The sequence below is a fragment of the Streptomyces sp. NPDC017095 genome (assembly GCF_044332325.1).
Classification (GTDB): Bacteria; Actinomycetota; Actinomycetes; order Streptomycetales; family Streptomycetaceae; genus Streptomyces.
The window spans coordinates 318,535-339,262 of the sequence record NZ_JBIROU010000010.1 but is presented as its reverse complement, the minus strand read 5'-3'; the positions used below and the strand labels follow the sequence as shown (position 1 = coordinate 339,262).

The window sequence follows — 20,728 nt, the reverse complement described above, 5'->3', positions numbered from 1 at the left end:
CGCAGACCGGGATTCCGGGGTTCCGCCGCCTCTTCCCTGAGGGGTTTGCCCGGGTATTCCGGCCTGCTCGGCGTGTGCTCACGCGAACATCCGGCACCCTACCGCTCACCCGTGCCGCGTGAACTCAGTAGGATCACGCGGCGGCCTGCGCTCGCCGGACACGGGGCGGCGGGCGGAACGCCTGGGTCGGGCAAGGGAATTGGTGAGCGTGAGCCAGATTGTCGTAAAGCGCCCCCCTAGGGCGCTGCCGTCCGAAGTGCCCACGGATGAGGTCGTTGTCCAGCCGCCGCCGGAATTGCCGCGGGGGCATCAGGAGAGCGTGCTGATGCAGCTCCTGCCCACGCTGGGCATGGGCGGCTCGGTGGTCTTCTTCTTCACGAACGGCCAGCCGTTCATGAAGATCATGGGCATGATCATGATCGCCTCGACGGTGGGCATGTCCGTCGCGATGGTGGTCCGCTTCCGCCGCGGCTCCCAGGGCCAGCTGGCCGACATGCGCCGCGACTACCTCAGCTATCTGTCCCAGACGCGCAAGTCCGCCGTGGCGACGGCGAAGACCCAGCGGGACGCGCAGTACTACCTGCACCCCTCCCCCGAACAGCTCTGGGCGCTCGTCGCCGAGGGCAGCCGGGTCTGGGAGCGGCGGCCCGGCGACGAGGACTTCGCGCACGTGCGCGTCGGCCTGGGCCCGCAGCCGCTGGCGACCCCGCTCGTCGCCCCGGAGACCGGTCCCGTCGAGCAGCTGGAGCCGCTGACCGCGGGCGCGATGCAGCGCTTCCTCGCCGCGCACGGCAGCGTCGGCGACCTGCCGATGGCCGTGTCGCTGCGCGCCTTCTACCACGTCACGGTCAGCGGCGAGGCGCGGTCCGTGCGGGCCTCGGCCCGCGCCCTGGTCGGCTCGCTGGCCTCGCTGCACTCCCCGCAGGACCTGATCGTCGCGGTGGCCGCGGGCCGGGAGGCGCTGCCGCACTGGGACTGGGTCAAGTGGCTGCCGCACGCCCAGGCGCCCGGCGCGGTGGACGGCGCCGGTTCGCGCCGGCTGATCGGCGGCGACCCGCGCGAGCTGGAGGACCTGCTGGCCGCCCGGCTGACCGGCCGGCCGCGCTTCCACCCGGCCGCCCCGCCGCTGCTGGACGAGCCGCACATCGTGCTCGTCCTGGACGAGCTGTCCCTGCTGCCGGACTCCGTCCTCGCCAACCCGGAGGGACTGCAGGGCGTCACGGTCCTGGAGGTGGTGCCGGGCGAGCTGACGACGGCCGGCGGCGACCTGTCCGTCGTCGTGCAGCCCGGTCTGCTGCGCCTGGAGTCCGGGCACGGCGAGGTGTACGAGGGCAGCCCCGACGCCCTGTCCTACGAGTCCGCCGAGGCGCTGGCCCGCCAGCTCGCGCCGCTGCGCATGGCCTCCGGCGGCGACGACGACCAGCCGCTGCTCGCCAACCTGGAGTTCACCGACCTGCTGGGGCTCGGGGACGCGGCGTCCGTCGACACCAAGCGGACCTGGCGCCCGCGCGCGCTCGCGGAACGCCTGCGGGTGCCGATCGGTCTCGGCGAGGACGGCCGGCCCGTGATGCTGGACCTGAAGGAGGCCGCGCAGGAGGGCATGGGCCCGCACGGCCTGTGCGTCGGCGCGACCGGCTCCGGCAAGTCGGAGCTGCTGCGCACCCTGGTGCTGGGCCTCGCCGTCACCCACTCCTCGGAGACCCTGAACTTCGTCCTCGCGGACTTCAAGGGCGGTGCGACCTTCGCCGGCATGGCGCAGATGCCGCACGTGGCGGCCGTGATCACCAACCTCGCGGACGACCTCACCCTGGTCGACCGCATGGGCGACTCGATCCGCGGCGAGCTGAACCGCCGCCAGGAGCTGCTGCGCGACGCGGGCAACTACGCCAACATCCACGACTACGAGAAGGCGCGCGCGGCCGGCGCCCCGCTCCAGCCGATCCCGTCGCTGGTGCTGGTGATCGACGAGTTCAGCGAGCTGCTGACCGCCAAGCCGGACTTCATCGAGATGTTCGTGCAGATCGGCCGTATCGGCCGGTCGCTGGGCGTGCACCTGCTGCTGGCCTCCCAGCGCCTGGAGGAGGGCCGGCTGCGCGGTCTGGAGACGTACCTGTCGTACCGGATCGGTCTGCGCACCTTCTCCGCGGCCGAGTCGCGCGCCGCGCTCGGCGTCCCGGACGCCTACGAGCTGCCGAACGTCCCCGGCTCCGGCTTCCTGAAGTACGGCACCGACGAGATGGTCCGGTTCAAGGCGGCGTACGTCTCCGGTGTGTACCGCTCGGGCGGCCAGCGGGCGGCCCTGCCCGACGGCCGGCTCCCGGTGGACCGCCGCCCGGTGCTGTTCACGGCCACCGAGGTGCCGGTGCAGTACTCCGCGATCCCGCAGCAGCGCACGCAGTCCGCGCCCGAGATCGACGAGGCGCTGGCCGACACCGTCCTCGACGTGATCGTGCGCCGGCTGGAGGCGCAGGGCCCGGCGGCGCACCAGGTGTGGCTGCCGCCGCTGGAGAGCCCGCCGTCGCTGGACGCGCTGCTGCCGGGCCTGGCCGCGGTGCAGGGCCGCGGTCTGACCCAGCCGAACTACGAGGGCGCGGGCCGCCTGGTCGTGCCGGCCGGTCTGGTCGACAAGCCGTACGAGCAGCGCCGCGACCGGCTGATGCTCGACTTCTCCGGCGCGGCGGGCCACATGCAGATCGTCGGCGGTCCGCAGTCCGGCAAGTCCACCCTGCTGCGCACGCTGATCTGCGCCTTCGCGCTCACCCACACCCCGCACGAGGTGCAGTTCTACGGCCTCGACTTCGGCGGCGGCGGCATGGCCGCGGTGGCCGGGCTGCCGCACGTCGGCGGCATCGCCTCCCGCCTGGACCCGGAGCGCGTGCGCCGTACGGTCTCCGAGGTGTACGGCGTCCTCACCCGGCGCGAGGAGTACTTCCGCACGGCCGGCATCGCCTCGATCGCCGACTACCGCGCCCGGCGCGCCCGGGGCGACATCTCGGTCACCGACCAGCCCTGGGGCGACGTGTTCCTGGTCATCGACGGCTGGGGCAACTTCCGTACCGACTACGAGGGCCTGGAGCCGGCGGTCCTGGACATCGCCGCGCGGGGCCTCGGCTACGGCATCCACCTCGTCCTCACCGCCTCCCGCTCGATGGAGGTCCGGGCGAACCTCAAGGACCATCTGATGAACCGCCTGGAGCTGCGCCTGGGCGACGTCATGGACTCCGAGATCGACCGCAAGGTCGCGGTGAACGTCCCCGCCGGCGTCCCCGGCCGCGGTCTGTCACCCCAGAAGCTGCACTTCATGGCGGCGGTGCCGCGGATCGACGGCCTCACCTCCGACACCGAACTGGCCGAGGCCACGGCCGCGCTCACCACCGAGGTCGGGCGGCACTGGCAGGCGCCGGGCGCGCCCAAGGTACGGCTGCTGCCGCGCCGGCTGGACGCGGTCGAGCTGCCGCCGGGCGACCGGTTCCGGCAGCGGGGCGTCGCCTTCGCGCTGGACGAGGAGAACCTGGAGCCGGTGTTCGTCGACTTCGAGCAGGACCCGTTCTTCCTGGTCTTCGGCGAGAGCGAGTCCGGCAAGTCCAACCTGCTGCGGCTGCTGATCAGGCAGCTCACGCTGCGGTACGGCGGTGACGAGGCGAAGTTCTTCGTGGTCGACAACCGCCGCTCGCTGCTGGACGTCACGCCGGCCTCGCACCTGGCCGAGTACATCCCGATGTCCAACCAGATGGACCACCACATGGTGGCGCTGGGCGACCTGATGCAGCGCCGCACGCCGACGGCCGACGTCACGGCGCAGCAACTGCGGGACCGGAGCTGGTGGCGGGGGCCGCAGGTGTTCGTCGTCATCGACGACTACGATCTGGTGTCCACGTCCAGCGGCAACCCGCTCGGCGGACTGACCGAGATGCTGCCCTTCGCCCGGGACGTCGGCGTCCGCTTCATCATCGCCCGTTCCTCCGCGGGCGCGGGCCGCGCCTCCTACGAGCCGTTCATGCAGCGCATGAAGGAACTGGGCGCCCAGGGCCTCCTCCTGTCCGGCGACCCGGCCGAGGGAGACATCCTCGGCGGGGTCCGCCCGCGCCCGATGCCCGCGGGCCGGGGCGTCTTCGTCTCGCGCAAGCGCGGCAAGCCGCTGGTCCAGACGGGCTGGGTGGACGGGGAGTACTGACGCGCGCTCCTCCCCGGTGGCCCGTCGTCGCGTCGGCCGTGACGCGGACCGACGGCTGCCGGGGAGGAGCGGGACCCCACCGGGGAGGTGCCGGGTGCGCCGGGGTGCGCCCCGTCAGAAGACCGGGAGGGCCAGCAGGGTGTCGCCGGAGCGGACGAAGGCGCGGTTGCCGGCGGCGGCCAGCCCGGGGTCGCCGGCCAGCGGCACGTCGTAGGACCAGATCTCGTCGCCGCTGTCCAGGCTCGCGGTGTGCACGGTCAGGCCGCTGGAGTCGTCGATCAGCCAGGCGCCGCCGCCCTGGACGACGACGGGGCACTTCTCCCCGCTCTCCAGGGAGAACCACACCTGGTCACCGTCGCGGACGGCGAGCCGTACCGTGGTGCCGCCGACGCAGGCGTACACCGAGTCGCCGAAGACGCTGGGCCGGCTGTACTCCGGCGGGTCGGCGTACTTGTCCGTGTCCTGCCACAGCTCCCTGCCGTCCGTGATGCGGCGCGCGGAGAGCGACTTGCCGTTGAGGTAGACCACGCCGTCCCGGGCCGCCGGGAGCAGCGCGCGCTTCCTCGCCTGGTGGTACAGCGTCCACGCGGTGCGTCCGGTCCGCGCGTCCAGGGCGAAGGCGTGGCCCGTGGTGGTGGCGAGGACCAGCATGCCGTGGTCGGCGACGGCGCCCTCGGGCGCGATGGTGTCGCGGAACTCCGCCGGCGGCGACACGGTCCAGCGGATCCGCGCGTCGGAGCGGCCCACCGCGCGCAGCCGGTGGTCCTTCGTCCAGACGTACACCGCCGTCGCGTCGGCGGCGAGCAGTGCCTTGGCGCCGGCCGGTGCCGTCCACTTCGCCTCTCCGGTGGACGGGACGAAGGTGTGCAGCGTGCCCTCCCGGTCGGCGCCCACGAGGAGCCGGTCGGACAGCGAGAGATAGCGGCTCGTCATCTCCAGGTCCGGAGCGGTCCAGCGGCGTTTGCCGTCCACGACGTTGACGGCGCAGACGCCGCCGGACAGGGCGCCGGTGACGACGACGTCCCGGATCGGCAGCGGCGCCGGCGAGTCCTTGCCCACCACGCCGTCATGGCTCCACAGCGGCTTGGGATGGCCGCCGACGAGGTAGTCGCCGTCGTCGGCGGACAGGACCCGGGCCGCGGGCGTGCGCACGGCGGGCGGGATACGGAACGGATCCGTGCGCGGGCCGCCGCCCGCGCGCAGCAGCCACCACGCCGTGCCGCCCCCGCCCGCGGCGAGCAGCGCGCCGCCGGCCGCGAACGAGGTGACCAGACCCCGCCGGGACGGCCCGGTCCGTGCCGTCGGCAGCGGCGCGGACAGCTCCCGGATCGCCCGCTCCCGCTCCCGGATCGCGTCGGCCACCGGCCCGCGCCGCCACACCGCCGAGTCCTTCTTCGGCCCGGCGAACGCGGTGGCGATCTGCTCCGGGGTGGGCCGGGCCGCCGGGTCCTTGGCGAGGCAGGGCGCGATCAGCGCGTGCCACTCGGGAGTGACGCCCTGCCAGTCGGGTTCGCCGTGCACGACGTCGTACTGCACGGCGGCCACATGGGTGCCCCGGAACGCGCGGTGGCCGGTGGCCGCGTAGACGAGGACGGCGCCGAGCGAGAACACGTCGGCGGCCGGTGCCACGCGCCGGCCGAGAACCTGCTCCGGTGCGCCGTAGCCGGGGGTGACCGGGATCTGGCCGGTGGTGGTGAGGGTCAGGCCGTGTTCGGGGCGGGCGATGCCGAAGTCGATGACCCGCGGGCCGCGCGCGGTGAGCACGATGTTCGGCGGCTTGAGGTCGCGGTGGACGAAGCCGGCGGCGTGGATGTCGCGCAGGGTCCGCGCGACCGACGCGGCCAGGGCCCGCAGCCGCGCGTCGTCGAGTGGGCCGTGCCGGTCCACGATCTGGTCGAGGGTCGGTCCGGCGAGGAACTCGGTGGCGATCCAGGGCCGGCCGCCCTCGGTCTGCGCTCCCAGCACCGCCGCCACACCCGGGCTGCTCACGGCCCGCGCCGCCAGCGCCTCCCGCACGAAGCGCTGGGCCAGGTTCCCGTCGTGGGCGAGTTCGGGCCGGAGCACCTTGACGGCGGCGACGGTCCCGGCCTGGTCCTGACCGACGTACACCTTGCCCATGCCGCCTTCGCCCAGCACGCCGAGCAGCCGGTAGGGGCCGAGCCGGATGGGGTCGCCGGTCTCCAGGGGTCTCATCGCTGTTCGCTCTCTCTTCTCACCGGACGGCCGGCCGGGCGGCTCGCCGGACGGCTGACCGGACGACCGGCCGGGCGGCTGACCGGATGGCTCATCGGACGACCGGCCGGATGGCTGACGGGGCGGCTGGTCCCGTGGTTGGCGGGGGCGGCGTTCACCGCAGCGGGAAGGCCGCGAGGAAGCGGCCGCCCAGTGCGAGGACCAGCCCGGCCTTCTCGTGGGCCGTGAACCGGTCGCCGGTGGTCTTGTAGGCGCGGGCCGGGGTGCGGGAGGACAGGTCGATCGCCCACAGCCGCTTACCGCGCTTGCTGTAGGCGTAGTCGGCGCCGATGACGGGCGCCGCGTTCAGGTCCGCCTCCGCGCCCCCGCCGCCCTTCTCCCGCCACCTGACGCGGCCGTCCGCCGCGTCGAGGGCGACCAGCCCGGTCCCCTTCTCCACCGCGTACACGGTGCCGTCCTTGACCGCCGGCAGCCCGTAGGTCCGGCCCGGCCGCCCGGTCCCGGAGTCCCAGACCTTCGCGCCGTCGGCGAGCCGCAGCGCGGTGAGCCGGCCGGCGCCCACGTACAGGTGCCGTCCGTCGACGGCGAGCGGGCGGCGCACCCGGTCCGGCTTGATCCCGGGCAGCGGGTGGTCCCAGCGGACGGCGCCGGTGCGGTTGTCGCGCACGACCGCGTGCACGCTGCCGTCGCCGGCCTCCTGGAACGCCACCAGATGCCGGCCCACCGCGGCGGCGGCGACGAAGTACAGGTCCTGGGCGCCCGGCCGGCGGGCCGGCAGCGGGGTCTTCCACAGCCGCCTGCCGGTGCCGGTGTCGACGGCGAGGAGGTACCAGGACTGGCCGGCCTTGAAGCCTTCGAGGGAGTACGCGCCGGTGCCCGCCACCACATAGGCCACACCGTCCGCGACACAGAGCATCTGGGTCTCCACCAAGGCTCCGTTGAGGTCGTCGAAGTGCGCGAAGGCCTTCTCGGCCGCGCCGGTGGCCGGATCGACCGCGGCCAGGTACAGCGGGTACGACTTCGCCTCCTGGTAGGGCACGTCGTCGAGGATGGACGCCACCCGGACCAGCCGCTCGCCGTCGGAGGCGGACTGCCAGACCGACTCGTCCAGGTCCGTCGTCCACCGGGTCGCGCCGGTCTCGGCCAGGACGCCTTTCAGGCCCTTGCCCGCCACCAGCGCCACCAGGTCTCCGGCGGGGTACAGCTGGGCCGGGAGGTAGCCCAGCGGCCACTGCACCCAGCCGGGGTCCGGGTCGGGGACCTGGATCTGCCAGAGGGAGTCGAGCTGCTTCTTCGGCAGCACGCTGTTGCCGGGCCCCGGGAGCGGCCGGTCCGGACCGCCGCCGGCCGCCGCGTACAGGCCCCACGCGCCGGCGCCCGCGCCGGCCACCGCCGCCGCCGTGCCCGCGCCGGTGAACAGCAGCCGGCGGCGGGTCCACCGCGCGGGCGCGGCCGTCGCCGCGGTGTCCGGCGCGTCGGCCGGAGCCGGCAGCCGCCGCGGGGCGAGCTGCCAGACCTCGGTCGCGCGGTGCCCGATGTCGGCCAGCAGCGCGTCCGGCAGATGGTCGGCGAACTCGCCGGTGCCGTCGTGCAGTTGCGCGGCCAGCCGGCCGGTCGTCGGCCGGCGGAAGGGGTTCTTGTCCAGGCACTGCGCGAGGACGGGCACCAGGGCGTCGGGTACGCCGGTCAGGCCGGGCTCGGCGTACTGGACCCGGTACAGCAGGTCGGCGGCCTGGCCGTGGCCGAACGGCGGGTGCCCGGCGGCCGCGAAGACCAGCAGCCCGGCGAGCGCGAACACGTCGCCCGCCGCGGAGTGCTCCTGCCCGGCCGCCTGCTCCGGTGACATGAAGGCGGGCGTGCCGACCGCGACCCCGACCCGGGTGAGGTGCTCGTCGCCGGCCGCGCGGGCGATGCCGAAGTCGATGACCTTCGGGCCGTAGGCGGTGACGAGGACGTTGGACGGCTTGAGGTCCCGGTGGACGACGTCGGAGGCGTGCAGTTGTCCCAGCGCCCCGCACAGCGCCGCGCCGAGGGCCCGCACCGTCGCCTCGGGCAGCGGGCCGCACAGCTCGACGGCCTCGTCCAGGGGCGGTCCGAGCACGTACTCGGTGGCCAGCCAGGGTGTCTCGGCCCGCACGTCCGCGGCCACGACCCCGGCGCCGTACCGCTCCCCGACCACCCGGGCCGCGTCCGTCTCCAGCCGGAACCGGGTGCGGAAGGCCGGGTCGGAGGCGATACGGGCGTGCATGGTCTTCAGCGCGACGGTACGGCCGCCCGCGGTTCGGGCCAGATAGACGGTGCCCATGCCGCCGGTGCCGAGGCGGGCGACGGGCCGGTAGGGGCCGATCGCCCGGGGGTCGTCGTGGGTGAGGGGAGTGGGCATCGGCGTACGTCAGTTCCGGACGGGGGCGGCCCCGACGGCCGTCTCCGCCGTGAGGAGGGCCGCCGACTGGTGGGCGAGGGCGGCGATCACCCGGCCGGGAAGCCGGCCCGGGGCGAGCGGGGAGTCGCTGGTATCCCCCACCTCCGCTATGAGTTCGGCAAGTTGTGGCCGGGAGCCGGGGTCGCGGGCGAGACACCGGCCGATGACGGTGCGCAGGGCGGCCGGGAGTTCGTCGCGCTCCGGGGCCGTGTGGCCGGTGGCGGCGTACGCGAGCGTCGCACCGAGGGCGTACACGTCCCCGAGCGGGCGCGGGCGGCCGCCGGACGCCTGCTCCGGCGGCAGGCTGCCCGCCTCCAGGCCGGGCAGCCCGGACCGGGGCGTGCCGTCCGGGGCGGCGGCGCGTACGGCGCCGAAGCAGGTCAGGCGCGGGCCGTCGGCGGCGAGGAGCACGGCCGCGGGGGACACGCCCGCGAAGGCCAGGCCCTGCCCGTGCACGATGGCCAGGGTCTCGGCGAGGGCCGCGCCGAGCGCACGTACCGTCCGCTCGGGCAGCGGCCCGCCGTGCACGGCGAGGGCGGTCGGCAGCGGCAGGACGGGCAGATAGGGACGGGCGTGCCAGGCGGGCCCGTCCGGGCCGGCGACGGCCGTGGCCGGGGCGGCGCAGGGGCCGAGGAGATAGCGGGAGTCCTCGGCCTCGGCGAGGAAGCGCCGCGGATCGGCGCCGGGCAGCGGCAGGGACAGCAGGACGGTGTCCGTGGAGTCGGCGCCGCGGGCGATGTACCGCCGCTCGGGGACGGGGAGCCGGGTGCGCGCCTCGTCCAGGGCGGTGATCAGGGTGTACGGGCCCACCCGCCGCCGCGCCGGGCCGGTGCCGCCCGCTCCTCCCCCGGCGGCCACGCCCGTGGCGCCCTCTGTGGCATGCATCGCTGTCCTGGTGTCCGTTCCGCGCTGGCCGTGCGGCACGACAGAGGGTGGGCACCTCCCGTGCGTGCCCACCCCGCTGCCGTACCGTGCCGGCCGGTCCTACATGAAGTAGCTGGCGGCCTTCCGGTCGCCGCCCTGGTAGTCGCCGCCGGCCGCGTGCACGACCTTGCCGATCTGGACCAGGGCTTCGTGGATGCCCTTGGCCTCACGGTCCCAGGCGGCCTGCTGCTCGGCGTAGGCGTTGTGCGCCTCGCCCTCCCACATGCTGGCGACGCCGGCGACCTTCTGCTTGATGGCCTCGAGGCCCTCTTCGAGCCGCCGCGCGTGGTTGGCCAGCTGGGTGGCGGTCTCGTCGAGGCTGCCGTAGGAAACTTCGAGCTCGCCGCTGTTGTTGGCGCCCATGATTGCTCCGTTGCTTACGAGGAGGTGGTGGTCTGGAGGGGATCAGTAGCTGGACAGCGCCGAGCCGCCGAGGCCGACGTCGATGCTCTGCACCTGCGAGCGGACCTCGTCCTCCGTGCCGTCCTTGATCTTCCGGGTGGTGCTCATGGCCTCGATGAACTTGGCCAGGATGTTGCCGATCTTGACCATGCGCTCGTTGATCTCGGTCTGCTTGGAGTTGAAGGCACCGGCGCCGATGCCCTTCCAGTTGCCCTCGAGGCTGTCGATGAGGGCCTGCAGTTCCTTGAGCTGGCCCTTGATGCCCTCGAAACGGTGCAGAAGCTCCTTTTCGAGGACGACGATGTCCTTGTCGCTTACCTTCTGGCGCTGCGTCGCCATGTCGATGCCTTTCGTTGTGACTGACCTTGCCGGGTGCCGAGCCTGAGGCGGCGTCGGTACGGCCGGCAAGCGGATTTCTGCCCACTCGGCGGACGAGCGGGTATGCGGGAGACCGCTCAGGCGTTACGGCGTGCGCGCAGCACGGCGAAACCGGCGCCTCCGATGACGAGTACGGCGGCCACGGCGCCGATGATCACCCAGGTCCGGGTGTCACCGCCCGATTCCGTGTCCTTCGCGGCGGCGGAGGTGGGTCCGCCGGCGGAACCGGCTTCCTTTTCCTTGGCTCCCTCGGCGGGTTCCCCGGAGGAGGGCGCGACCGACAGGCTCGGCGTGGCGGTGACGTCCTCGTCCGGGTCCGTTCCGTTCTCGGCGGCGAGGGGGTCGCGGTTCGCCGGTCCCGGATCGATGTCCTTGTCGATCAGCACACGGCGGGGCCGGATGATGCCGTAGCCGAGGTACTTGCTGGGCTCGTCCTTGGCCCAGGTGCGGCCGGCGGTGTCGATGAAGGAACGGAGGACCTGGTTGGCCGTCCAGTCGGGGTGGGCGGACCAGACCAGGGCGGCGGAGGCGGAGGCTATGGCGGAGGCCTGGCTCGTCCCCTGCCCGGGGCAGTACTTCCGGAAGGTCTTGTCACACCACGTGGGGACGTTGAGACCGGGTGCCGAGAGGTCCACGTCGTTGCCGTACGTGGAGAAGTCGCCCACGGTGCCGGTCTTGTCGATGGCGGCGACACCGACAACGTAGGGGTCAGCGGCCGGATATTCGCCCTTGTTCCCCTTGTTCCCGCTGTTGCCGACGGAGGCGAACATCAACTTTCCCTTGGAGGCGGCGTACTTGATGGCGTCCTCCTCCTCGGAACTGTAGTACGGGCTTCCGAACGACATGTTGATGATTTTGGCGTCGCTGTCGGCCGCGACCCTGATCGCCTTCTCGGAGGTGAGGGACTTCGCCCGCTCCGTCTCGTCCGTCAGCTGATCGAGTCCGATACGAATCGGAATGATCTTCGCGCCGGGAGCAAGCCCCTTGATGCCGCCACCGGCTCCCGTGCCGGCGATGATCTCCGCCATCGACGTGCCGTGTCCGTCGTAGTCCTGAGTGACGTGGTATTTCGCGGCGCTCGGGACCTCATCGACGAGCACCTGCCCCTTGAGCGAAGGCGTCTGCGGATTCACTCCGGTGTCGATGACGGCAACCTTCACCCCCTTGCCGGTGCTGTGCTTCCAGATCTCGTCGGCGCCCATCGCGTCCAGATACCACTGCTTGGGCGGAGCGCCGTCCGCGGCCACGGCTCCGGAGGCCAGTCCCGCCGACGCGATCACCAGCGTGCCCAGTGCCGAGCACACCGCAGACAGCCGTCTCGCGGTGCGCCTCGTCAGGAGGGCGGTCCTCGGGCCGCGTCGGCCGGTCCCTGGCTTCATGCCTGTGTACGTCCTCGCTCGTGTTCAGTCGCTCTTCTGGGGCACATCACGCCGCTCCTGCGACGAGCGGTGCTGTTCCGTCCTGGCGGGTGCGCCGGTGCGGCCGGTCTCGGCGGCCGGTGCCTGGCGACCGCCCACCGCTCCGCGGCCGAGCCCCTTGGCACCGGCCTCGGAGCCCTTGAGCGGGGAGCCGGAGGTGTTGCGCGGTGCGCCGACGACGCCCTCGGGGTTGGCCGCCGAGCGCAGCGCCGCCTGGCCCGCGCCGGGTTCCGGCTTGGCCGTGGGGGCGCCGACGACGCCCCGCCGGCCCAGCGCGCCCTTGGACGGCGTGGAGGACGCCGGTTCCTCGGCGCCGACGACCATGCCGCGCGGGACCCGGGGGTTGGCCGCCCCCGCGGACGTACGGCCGGTGACCTGCTTGCCGCCCACGACGCCGTTGCGCGCCGCACCGGCGGGACCGGCGGGGCCGGTCGCCGCGGTGCGTCCGCCGGGCATGCCGGTCGTCCTCGGCGTCCCGCCGGTGACGGGGCGTCCCACCGGTGCGCGTCCCGACTGTGCGGTGCGCCCGGTCTGCACGGGTCCCCGCGCGCCCGGCTGGCCCGCCGGGGTCGCGCGTCCCATGGCACGGGCGGCCTGTCCCGTCGGACCCTGCGGAGCCCGGCCGCCGGCGGTGGTGCGTCCCGGCTGGCCCTGCGGTACCCGGCCGTTCCCGGTGCCCGCGGGACCGGTACGGCCCTGCGACACCCGGCCGTTCCCGGTGCCCGCGGGACCGGTACGGCCCTGCGCGGGGACGGCCGGACGGCCGGGCGGCCCGTAGCCGGGGGTGCGGCCGGACGTCGGTGTGACGGGCGGTCCCATCGGGCCCGTGGGCAGCGGAGGCAGCGGGCCGCCGCCACTGCTGGTCGGGACGGTCGGCGTCGGGGTGCCGGGCGGTGCGGCCGGAGTCTGGGGAGGCAGCGTGGTCGTCGTGTTGATCTCCGTGCCGACGTCGTGGCCACCGCCGGTGGAAGGCACGACAGGGTCGTGGACCTCCTTCAGGGGCGGCACGTGTCCGCCGGCACCCGTTCCGTGCGACGTTGCGCTGCCGGAGCCGCCCCCCGCCACGCTTGCGTGGCTGCGTCCCACGCTCTGCCGGGGCGTCGCCGAGCCACCCGGTCCCGGGCCGTACGGAACCCGGTCCTCGCTCCGCCCCGTCGGCCGGGGCACGCCCACGTCCGGAATGGCCTTGTACGGCTTCGGGTCCGTAGCCATCGCCAGCCCCAGCGCGGTCGCGGACACGGCGTAGAAGGACGCCAACCGGTTCATCTGGTTGATCGCCTCCTGCCGGTTCTTCTCGACCTTCAGCGCGGCGGCGTACTCCGGGTCGTCGTCGACCTGCTTGGTCTTGGGCAGCTCGTGGGGACGCTTCTGCTCGGCCGCGGGCCGGGGGTCGCGCTCGGGCATGGCGCTGCGCACCGAGGCCAGGCCCGTCGCGGCGGCGGAGATCTCGGTGGCGGCGACGTCGGCGAAGGTCGCCAGCTTCTTCGTCCAGTCGACGAGGCCGTCGGTCCAGGTGCGGAACTGCTCGGCGCCCTCGCCCTCCCAGTCGACGCCCTTGAGGTGGGTCTCCAGGTCCGTCGCCGCGTCGTGGATCGCCGTGCGGGCGTCCCACAGCGTCTTGCTGGCCGTCTCCAGGTGCTCGGGGTTGGCGTGGTGGACCAGGTCGATCATCGCGTTGAGATCGCGGTCCTCGAAGTCGGTGCGGCCCAGGGACAGGGCCGCACCGATCGGGGTGCCCCTGAGCCCGTTCTGCAGCCGGCTGAGCCTGTTGACCATGCCGACCTGGCGGTTGGCCTGCTCGACGTCGGTCTTGTACTCGGACTTGTGCTGCCAGTTGTCAGTCAATGGAACTCGCCCCCGCGGACTGGTGGTCGCCGCCGTGCTCGGCAGTCTTGGCGGGCTTCGGGTCGGCGTGCTTCTCCTTGGGCTCCGTGGCCTCGCGGTGCTCGTGGTCCAGGTGCGCGCGGATCTGCCAGAAGCGGCGCCGCACCTCGTCGTCCGTGCCGTCGTACGTGACGTCGGCCGCGTGGGCCGCGAGCGTCAGGGCCTCGATCTGCATCCCGAGGTTCCGCGACAGCGTGGTGAGGCGCTCGTGCACCTGCTCGTACTTGCCGTGCAGCTCGGTCGCCTCGTGGAAGGGGATGTTCGAGCCGCTGAACGAGGAGGCGCTGATCCTGTGTTCCGCGAGCCTGGACGGGCTGCCGGGAGCGCCCTCGAAGGCCTTCAGCGCGTCGTCGACCTTCTTCTTGAACTTCGCCAGCGCATCGATGCCACGCCTCATACCCGAGCCGCTACCGCCGCTCACCGCGACCCCTTCCCCGTTCCCCGTTGGTACAGCCAGCAGACCGGGCGGCGCAGGGCCGCGCACCGGTCCACCGGCGACCACTGTAGTCATTGCGGAAATGGCGGCCAACTGAACTCCGCGACGGTTCAGTTGCGATGCTGTCCGGATCCGACCGGCTCCGGGTCACCGGAGACCGACAAGGCGGTTGATAACGACAGAAAGGGACCGCAGTCTGCGCAGAAGATTCACATGCGCGCGCTTACCCGCCGTCCCGTCCGGGCAGTCGCGCCAGGTGGCCGGCGGCCGGTCCCTCCGCCGAATTTTCACGCCCGGTACATCGCATATGGCAGACATGGCGCAAATTTTCCCCGGCGTTGATTGCTAGGTTGACACGGCATCGGACTAATCGCGGGGGAAGGGGCCCTTCCATGGCATGGGACGAATGGGAGCAGCTCAAGGCAGACGCTGCCCAGGGGCAGTCGACGCACATGCAGCTCAACCATGTCGACGGGGGCGGTGGCACGTACGGGCCGTACGTCCTCCCCAGCAAGACCGGTGACCTGAAGGTCGGCCACAAGGACCTGGAGAAGATCGGCAGCTCCGCGCACCACCTGTACGACCAGTTGTGGGACAAGGCCCGGGTGGCCACCCCGTCCAGCGACTCGGCGGCGGGCGACCTGTCCACGCAGGGCTTCGCCCTCGGCGCCGGGCTCCAGCACGTGTCGAGCCGCTGGGAAGAGCAGTTGAAGTCCCTGATGGACGCCTGCGCCCAGATCGCCAACCACATGCAGACCACCAAGGCCGTGCACGCGAACGACGAGCACTACATCCAGCGCCAGATGAGCAGCATCGACGCGCTGGACGACGGGTTCGACGAGCGGGTGGGGGCGCCGGGCAAGAAGAACGACTACGGGGACGACGGCAAGGACAAGGGCAAGAAGGACGAGTAGCGGCGTCGGGCGGTAGACGACGCAGACGATCACACCATCGGCACCGCTGTTCCGGGGGACCACCACCAATGGACTTCAACGCTCTTTACCACGCCAATTTCAAGCTGCTGGACGACGCCATCGCCGACTGGTCGACGCTGGTCAAGCACCTCGCGGACCTGAAGAAGGACGCCGAGGACGGTCTACACAAGGCCGCGACGACGGCCGACTGGGCCGGTGTGAACGCCCAGGTGTCCAAGCAGTTCATCGGCAAGACGGCCGGTGAGTTCGGTGACGCCCACACGCAGGCGACCACCATCCACAACATCCTGCGGGACACCCGGGAGGAGCTGAAGTCGTTCCACCAGCAGCTGACGGACGCCGTCTCGCGCGGGCAGAAGAAGAACCTGACCGTCATCGACGCGGGCGGCGGCAAGTTCACGGTCATGGGCAACACGCGGCCCGACTGGAGTTCGGACCCGAGCGGCAACACGGGCGCCACCAACCAGAAGGACGTCGACGACCTCCGCGACGAGATCCAGGGCATCCTCGGCAAGGCCACCGAGAGCGACAACTCGGCCAAGGACGTCCTCACGGCCATCGTCGACCAGTCCCGGATGGGTTTCTCGGACGCCAGCTACCAGGACCGGGACACCGCGGCAGCAGCCGTCAAGGAAGCCGACGAACTGGCGAAGCTGGCCAGGAAGGACCCCGACGACCTGTCGGTGGAAGACTTCGACCGGCTCAACGCGGGGCTGAAGAAGTACCACGACGATCCGCTGTTCTCGGAGCGGTTCGCGAAGGACCTCGGGCCGGAGAAGACGCTGTCCTTCTGGGCCAACGTCAGCGACAGCCAGGTCTCCTGGGACATCAACCGGGAACGGCGCGACCAACTCGGCGAGTTGCAGAAGAACCTCGGCCTCACCCTCGCCACCGCCACCCAGAGCGACACGGCCGACATGACCGAGTGGAAGCGGCACATGGTCGACATCGGCGACCAGGAGGTCGGCGGCAAGCGCGGCGGTCTGCTCGGCTTCCAGGTCATGAGCAACCTCATGCGGGTGGGCGACTACGACGACGACTTCATGAAGCAGTACGGCAAGGGCCTCATGGAGACGGAGCGGAAGTTCACGGGCGACGGCTCGCACTACGCCTGGCAGCGCATGGGCTTCGACCCGTACCTGAACCACATGAAAGGCGGCGACACCGGCTTCGACCCCCTGTCGGGCTACCTCAAGGGTCTGTCCAACAACCCCGACGCCGCGACCGACTTCTTCAACGACGACTTCCTCCCGAAGGACGGCGACCGCAAGCACGCGGTCTCCAACTTCAAGTACCTCTTCGAAGACCGCCACTGGCCGCACGAGAGCAACAACGACCTCAGCCGCGGCGAGAGCACGGACGGCCGCAACAACCTCGCGTCGGCCCTGGAAGCCGCGGCAACCGGGCATCCCGCGGGAGAGATCCCCACACAGGACACCGCGCCGCACAGCAAGGAACAGGCCAAGCTCTTCAACGCCATCGTCTCGTCGGTGGGAGACGATCCGGAACGGCTCACCGATCACAGTGTGATGTCCGACAGCATGGGACAGATCGCTTCCGAGTACCTGCCGGACATCAACCGCGCCACGACCGACGTGAGCCGGGACTCGGAGGACTGGAAGCAGATCGAGAAGCTCTATCCGATCGCGGGAACCGATTCCGAGGTGGGGCACCGGGATGTCAGCAAGTTCCTTTTCACCGTCGGCCAGGATCCCAAGGGCTACGCGGCAGTCGAAGTGGGGCAGCAGGCCTACATGTCCAAACTGATGGAATACCACCTGGACCCGGACCTGCCGGCGGACCAGCGCTTCTCCCAGGATCAGGAAACCACGGTCAAGTACATCGCCCAGCGGTCCGGCGAAGTGTCGGGTGTCCTCGGTCTCGGACGGCAGGAGGAGATCGCGAAGCCGGCCGGTGACAAGGATCACGACTTCGACTACAGCGTCTCGCAGCGCAAGAACGCTATTTCCGGTGGTGTGGGAACGGTCGTGGGCGTCGGAACGTCGTTCATCGCAACTCCCTGGGTCGGCGCGGCTGCCGGCGGGGCGGCCGGTACGGCCACGAGCATGCTTCTGGAACACATCTACAAGGACGCCGAGGGACACGCGCTCGAAGAGGCCGCCGATGAGATGGGCAGCCGCTGGCAGGCCGGCCTGGAGAAGAACAACGAATACGTGGCGATGGGCGCGCAAGGGGCCGCCAAGCAGTACCACCTCGGGAACGTGGACGACATCGGGACGTGGTCGCGCGAAGGGGCTCGCCAGGGCTACATCAACGCCAACGACATCTTGCAGGGACAGGCTCCCGGCAGCAGAACGACTTCCTGACAACCTGCCATGACGAGAGTGCCATGAATGTGACTTTCGGCCCCCGCCGGGGCCGCCGTGCAGGGGCGTCCATCGCGGTCTCCGCCCTTCTCCTCGCACTCGCGAGCTGCTCCGGAGAGGGGCAGCAGCGCGAGTACTCGACGCCGCGCTCCGCGTGTGGCACCGCCATCGATGCCGCAGCGCTGGCCGACTTCCTCCCACCTGGAGAGAAGGTCTCGACCAAGGTCACGGCTACTTCGCCCAAGGCCACTCGCTGCGCTGTCTCCGTCGACGGAACACGCGTCGTCTACACCGCACAGGAGTGGTGGAGCGACATGTCGGTGCTCGAGTTCGCCAAAGGGCTGACCCTTGAAAAGGTCGGTCACCGAACTGACGACGGCCGGTTCGCCTACTCGGGGAACCAGGCTTTCGGCAAGACGGAGGGTTGCCGCAACAAGCGTGACCAGATCCTTTACACGGCTGTGCTGGCTACAGGCTCGAAGCACAGTGATGCCGCAGCCATGAAGAAGCTGATCACCACGTACACGGCAGCGGTGGAGCGATCCAGTGTGTGTCAGTGAGGGCATGCCGGGCCAGACCTTGTCACAGCCGTCCGTGGGGAAGTCCGATGCCTGTGCGTAAGGCTGCTCTGGCCCTCGTTGGTTCCCTTGTGCTGGTGAGCGGGTGCGGGAGTGAGGAAGCGGGAGCACATTCCGCTCTCGGGGCCGGTCAGGCCGCGGCGGTGTTGCCGGATGCCGCGGCCCTGCCGGGGTGGAAGGCCTCCATGGAGCCGGTCGCCTACCCGGTGAAAAAGGCCAAGGAGATGGGCCTGCGTCGGTGCCATGACGTGGCGGGGCGGAACTCCTGCGATCACGTCCGGGTGCTGGGTGCCTCGGTGTTCCGCCGGCAGGGGAAGCCGGACCTCTCCTTCGTCGTCCAGACGTACCGCGACGAGGACACGGCCCGCGCCGCGTACGGAACCGTCTGGAAGGCGTGGAAGCAGTGGGTGCCGGCGGCCAGGACCGTGCCGGCCCCGCACCTCGGCGACCAGCGCGACGCCGTGGCCGGTCTGAGCGCGTCGACGGCCGAGGGTTCGAAGGGCCTGATGGTCCAGGTGCGGGTGGGCAGCGTCATCATGCTGTCCATGGCCGAAGCCGGTCCCGGGGTCCCCACCGCGGACTCCTTCGCCGACCGGTTCGCCGGCGTCTTCGCGCGGCGGGCCGCACAGGCCCAGGCGGGCGACGAGCCGTCGGCCCGGCTCACGGCGTCCGCGGGCTGACCGGCCCGGCTCACGGCGGCCGCGGGCTGAGCGGCCCGGCTCACGGCGTCCGCGGGCTGAGCGGCCCGGCGGTCGTCAGCACCCTCCCTCGCGTACCGACGTCCGCAGACGGTACGCCTGGTAGGTGATCGTTCCCTGCCCGCCGGTGATGCCCGGCGGTGTGTAGTCGTCCTTCTTGGAGCGGACGCGCCGCAGGCGGGCGCAGAACTCGGCGTCCGTGCCGTCCGCGGTGATCGTGAGGGAGGCGTCGGCGGCCGTGTTGCCCTCGGCGGGCTCGACCGCCACCCCGAACTCCGGTGCGTCGCCGCCGCCGGCCTCGGTCACCCGGTCCTGCACCAGCGAGGCGTAGTCGGTGAAGGAGTCGGGGTTGTCGCCCTGATCGGTGCGGAACATGAAGCCGTCGAGGTCGTCGGTCGCGTGCCGTACCGCGCTGCTCAGCTCGTCGTCGCTCCAGGACCCGTCGTCGGAGACGCCGAAACCCTGGACGGCCAGGTAGACGCCGATGGCCGCCAGGCCCAGGAAGAGGACGCGGGCGGTGACGAAGGCGGAGCCGGGCAGTTCCGGGGCCGAGGGGTTGACGTTCGCGCGCCAGGAGCGCACCCAGTCGGCCTTCACGCAGGCCATGGCCCCCAGCACGGCGGACAGCACCAGGCCGATCACGTTCAGCTGGTTCAGCGCGTCCATGCTCCGCCTCCCCTGAGTCCGCGGCGCCTGCGGCGGGCGTCGCGCACCGCCACCGCCGCGCCGCTCAGGGCCGCCACCAGGACCGCCACGGCCACGGCGACGTACGTCGCGATGCGGGCCGTGCGTTCGCGCGGGGTCTCGCCGAGGGTGAGCTTGGCGGGGGTGGGGGCTTCCGCGTGGGTGAGGCCGGCGTCGGGGTGGGGCGACTCGATGGGGTGATCGTCCTCGGTGAGGGCGCGGACCGGGTCCACCACGCCCCAGCCGACCAGGCGGTCGTGGCCCGGGATGGAACGTTCGGCGGTCTGCTCGATCTGGGCCACGACCTCGCGGGGCGTCCAGTCGCGGTGCTTGGCCTTGATCAGCGCGGCCACGCCGGCCACGTACGGCGCGGAGAAGCTGGTGCCGTTGTCCGGGCAGTGGCCGCCCTTCGGCACGGTGGAGATCATGTCGACGCCGGGCGCGGAGACGCCGACGAAGTCGCCGGACTGGGAGAAGGCCGCGCGTTCGTTGTTGCGGTCGGAGGCGCCCACGGCGAGGACGCCGGGGTAGGACGCGGGGTACGTCTTCTTCGAGGCGCCGTTGCCGCCGCCGTTGCCCGCCGAGGCGACCACGACGATACGGGCCGCCAGCGCCTCGTCCACCGCCCGTTGCAGGTCGGGGTCCGGTCGGGCGGCGTCGGTCGTGTCCTGGGAGATGTTGATGACGTCGGCCTTCTTGGCGATCGCGTGCCGGATGGCCCGCGCGAGCGTGAGGGCCGTGCCGTGGCCTTCGGCGTCGTTCTGCTTGACCGGGATGATGGTGGCCTCGGGGGCGAGTCCGACGAAGCCGGTGCCCTTCATGGGGCGGGCCGCGATGATGCCCGCCACCCGGGTGCCGTGGCCGACCGTGTCCGTGGTGCCCTTGGTGTTGCCGCGGTCGATGGGCTCGCCCTGGCTGTCCTTGGAGGGCAGGAAGTTGGCGCCCAGGGAGGCGTCCACGGCCTGGGTGAGCTGCGGGTTGGCCGTGTCGACGCCGGTGTCGACGACCGCGACGCGTACGCCCTTGCCCTTGGACTCGCTCCACAGCTCGTCGAGGTTGACGCGCTGGAGCGCCCAGGGGGTGCCGGCGTACTTGTGGTTGGTCCTGGAGAACTCGCACTGGCCGGAGCCCGGATCGGCCGCGGCGGCCGGCGCGGCCGGCAGCACCGCGGCCACGGCCGCGGCGGCGGCCAGGGCCGCGCGGCCGCGGGGCACCGCCGCGAGGGTGGCGCGGCGGCCGGGGCCGGGCGTCGTCGTCGTACCCATCGTCGTACTC

The 20,728-nt window shown here is 72.1% G+C and carries 15 protein-coding genes; 5 read left to right on the top strand and 10 right to left on the bottom strand.

Annotated elements, in window-relative coordinates; all coding sequences use genetic code 11:
- The first annotated feature begins 208 nt into the window (after window positions 1–208).
- Entirely contained in the window at window positions 209–4,174 is a 3,966-nt protein-coding gene (gene eccCa / locus ACH4OA_RS22330) for a type VII secretion protein EccCa (RefSeq protein WP_397970364.1), read from the top strand.
- Window positions 4,175–4,288: 114 nt separating this feature from the next.
- Here eccCa and ACH4OA_RS22325 read toward each other — a convergent pair whose 3' ends face one another.
- The 8 genes from ACH4OA_RS22325 to ACH4OA_RS22290 form a co-directional block, all read right to left on the bottom strand.
- Window positions 4,289–6,367: a protein kinase gene (locus tag ACH4OA_RS22325; protein ID WP_397970361.1), complete on the bottom strand. Its 2,079-nt coding sequence runs from the start codon at window positions 6,365–6,367 to the stop codon at window positions 4,289–4,291.
- A gap of 154 nt (window positions 6,368–6,521) precedes the next feature.
- Window positions 6,522–8,750 (bottom strand): PQQ-binding-like beta-propeller repeat protein, encoded by a 2,229-nt coding sequence (locus ACH4OA_RS22320; RefSeq protein ID WP_397970358.1) that lies wholly within the window; start codon window positions 8,748–8,750, stop codon window positions 6,522–6,524.
- A 9-nt stretch (window positions 8,751–8,759) separates the two neighbouring features.
- Entirely contained in the window at window positions 8,760–9,674 is a 915-nt protein-coding gene (locus ACH4OA_RS22315; protein ID WP_397970355.1) for a serine/threonine protein kinase, read from the bottom strand.
- Between the two features lie 99 nt (window positions 9,675–9,773).
- Entirely contained in the window at window positions 9,774–10,076 is a 303-nt protein-coding gene (locus tag ACH4OA_RS22310; RefSeq protein ID WP_365876144.1) for a WXG100 family type VII secretion target, read from the bottom strand.
- 42 nt (window positions 10,077–10,118) lie between these two features.
- Window positions 10,119–10,454 carry a WXG100 family type VII secretion target gene (locus tag ACH4OA_RS22305; RefSeq protein ID WP_365876146.1) on the bottom strand — a complete coding sequence of 112 codons (336 nt, stop codon included), beginning with the start codon at window positions 10,452–10,454 and terminating at the stop codon, window positions 10,119–10,121.
- A 116-nt stretch (window positions 10,455–10,570) separates the two neighbouring features.
- Window positions 10,571–11,740 (bottom strand): S8 family serine peptidase, encoded by a 1,170-nt coding sequence (locus tag ACH4OA_RS22300; RefSeq protein WP_397970378.1) that lies wholly within the window; start codon window positions 11,738–11,740, stop codon window positions 10,571–10,573.
- A 156-nt stretch (window positions 11,741–11,896) separates the two neighbouring features.
- Complete coding sequence (locus ACH4OA_RS22295; protein WP_397970352.1) at window positions 11,897–13,756, bottom strand: hypothetical protein; 1,860 nt, start codon at window positions 13,754–13,756, stop codon at window positions 11,897–11,899.
- Window positions 13,749–14,192: a hypothetical protein gene (locus ACH4OA_RS22290; protein WP_365876150.1), complete on the bottom strand. Its 444-nt coding sequence runs from the start codon at window positions 14,190–14,192 to the stop codon at window positions 13,749–13,751. The genes ACH4OA_RS22295 and ACH4OA_RS22290 overlap by 8 nt, the downstream gene beginning before the upstream one ends.
- 431 nt (window positions 14,193–14,623) lie before the next feature.
- Between ACH4OA_RS22290 and ACH4OA_RS22285 the strand changes: the two genes are divergently transcribed.
- The 4 genes from ACH4OA_RS22285 to ACH4OA_RS22270 all read left to right on the top strand — a co-directional run bounded on the left by ACH4OA_RS22285 (window position 14,624) and on the right by ACH4OA_RS22270 (window position 18,751).
- Window positions 14,624–15,145 carry a hypothetical protein gene (locus tag ACH4OA_RS22285; protein ID WP_397949167.1) on the top strand — a complete coding sequence of 174 codons (522 nt, stop codon included), beginning with the start codon at window positions 14,624–14,626 and terminating at the stop codon, window positions 15,143–15,145.
- A 68-nt stretch (window positions 15,146–15,213) separates the two neighbouring features.
- Entirely contained in the window at window positions 15,214–17,493 is a 2,280-nt protein-coding gene (locus ACH4OA_RS22280; protein ID WP_397970349.1) for a hypothetical protein, read from the top strand.
- Window positions 17,494–17,516: 23 nt separating this feature from the next.
- Complete coding sequence (locus tag ACH4OA_RS22275; protein WP_397940541.1) at window positions 17,517–18,053, top strand: hypothetical protein; 537 nt, start codon at window positions 17,517–17,519, stop codon at window positions 18,051–18,053.
- A gap of 203 nt (window positions 18,054–18,256) precedes the next feature.
- Window positions 18,257–18,751, top strand: a complete 495-nt coding sequence (locus ACH4OA_RS22270; RefSeq protein WP_397970346.1) for a hypothetical protein — start codon at window positions 18,257–18,259, stop codon at window positions 18,749–18,751.
- Between the two features lie 75 nt (window positions 18,752–18,826).
- Here ACH4OA_RS22270 and ACH4OA_RS22265 read toward each other — a convergent pair whose 3' ends face one another.
- Window positions 18,827–19,435, bottom strand: coding sequence for a hypothetical protein (locus ACH4OA_RS22265; RefSeq protein ID WP_397970344.1), 609 nt, complete (start codon window positions 19,433–19,435; stop codon window positions 18,827–18,829).
- Window positions 19,423–20,718 carry a type VII secretion-associated serine protease mycosin gene (mycP, locus tag ACH4OA_RS22260; RefSeq protein WP_397940536.1) on the bottom strand — a complete coding sequence of 432 codons (1,296 nt, stop codon included), beginning with the start codon at window positions 20,716–20,718 and terminating at the stop codon, window positions 19,423–19,425. Before mycP ends, ACH4OA_RS22265 begins: the two co-directional genes overlap by 13 nt.
- Window positions 20,719–20,728: the final 10 nt, after the last annotated feature.